We start from the raw sequence: 1,711 nt of genomic DNA, 5'->3' as shown, positions 1-1,711 counted from the left end.
GCTGCCCGATGACCTGGACATGAACGCCCCGCCCGCCGCCTCGACGGTGCTGGCCAACGACGGGTCCGTGATCGCCACCTTCTACTCGGAAAACCGTGCACCCGTGACACTGGACAAGATGTCCCCGTTCATCCGGGACGGGATCGTMGCCATCGAGGACGCGCGCTTCTACCAGCACGGGGGAATCGACACCACGGGGATCCTCCGGGCCCTGGTGGCGACCGCGCAGGGCGGACGCCAGGGCGCCTCCACCATCACGCAGCAGTACGTGAACAACATGATCATCGAATCCCTCGTTGCCCAGGGCAAAGGCGATCAGGTCAAGCTGGGCTACGCCAAGACGATCGGCGACAAGCTGCKGGAAATGAAGCTCGCCATTGCCCTGGAGACGAAATACTCCAAAGACCAGATCCTGCAGGGCTACCTGAACATCGTCTATTTCGGCAACGGCGCCTACGGCATCGATGCCGCCGCCCAGGAATACTTCAACGTCCCCGCCAGTGCCCTGACCCTGCCCGAGGCCGMAGCCCTGGCCGGCGTCGTGAACAGCCCGGTCTACTACGACCCGCTCACCGAACCTGACCACGTGGTGGCACGCAGGAACGAAGTCCTGGACAAAATGCTCCAACAAGGACATATCACCGCATCGGAACACGACGCCGCCGTGCAAGCGCCGATCGGCCTGAACGTCCACCCCAGCAGCCAGGGCTGCTTCGGCGCGGTGACGGCGCCGTACTTCTGCGACTACGTCCAGCGGCTKATCCTCAACGACCCCGCCTTCGGAGCCGATGAAGCGGCCCGCAAGAAGCTCCTGTACCTGGGCGGGCTCACCATCCACACGACACTGGACCCGGCCCTCCAAAAAGTCGCCCAGGAGCAAGTTGACGCCTCCATGCCCGCAGCGGATCCCCTGCAGCGCGGTTCCTCGCTGGTCAGCGTCCAACCCGGCACCGGCAAGGTTCTGACCATGGCACAAAACACCGTCTACAACCCCGCCACGGCGCCCGGCAACTACATGGGCAACTTCGCCCTGCCCGAGAAGGACGCCAACGGCCAGCCGCTCGACGGTGCCGGCGGGTTCCAGATCGGCTCCACCATGAAACCGTTCATTTTCGCTGAATGGCTCAACTCCGGAAAATCGATGGCCACCCAGTTGGACGGATCAGTCCGCGTCTACAGGGCCGGATACCCCTGGAAGAACTCCTGCGGTGTCACCACCGGATCCTACGACCCGGTCCTCGGCCAGACCCCGCTGCCGAACGACGACCCCAACCATTACTACCGGATGAGTGTCCTGCAGGGCCTCTACCAGTCGATCAACACCATCACCTTCCAGTCCGCCGCCCAGCTGGATTTCTGCAACATCCAAAAAATGGCGACGGCGGCAGGAGTCACCAACGGACACACRAACCAGCCCTACGACCTGTCCAGCATCGCCAACCTGATCGGGACCCAGGACGTCGCCCCGCTGACCATGGCCAACGCCTACGCCACGTTCGCCGCCAAGGGAGTGCACTGCGACCCGATCGCCCTGGACTCGGTGACCGGCCCGCACGGACGGAATTACCCTGTGCCCGGCGCGGACTGCCGGCAAACCATCGACCCMGATGTCGCTGCCGGTGTCACCTACGCCCTGAAGAACGTGCTGACCAGGGGCTCCGGCTACAACATCCCGGTCAACAAGAGCCATGACATTTTCGCCAAAACCGGC

The 1,711-nt window shown here is 63.9% G+C and carries 1 protein-coding gene; it reads left to right on the top strand.

Going from position 1 to position 1,711, the window contains the following annotated elements; genetic code table 11:
- Nucleotides 1-19: 19 nt before the first annotated feature.
- Nucleotides 20-1,711, top strand: a 1,692-nt coding sequence (locus tag AC1DBQ_RS23200; RefSeq protein WP_476930733.1) for a transglycosylase domain-containing protein, incomplete at its 3' end; no start/stop codon positions are given.

The organism is Arthrobacter sp. 10T413_2, from assembly GCF_056394205.1.
This window is presented reverse-complemented; position numbering and strand designations above follow the sequence as displayed.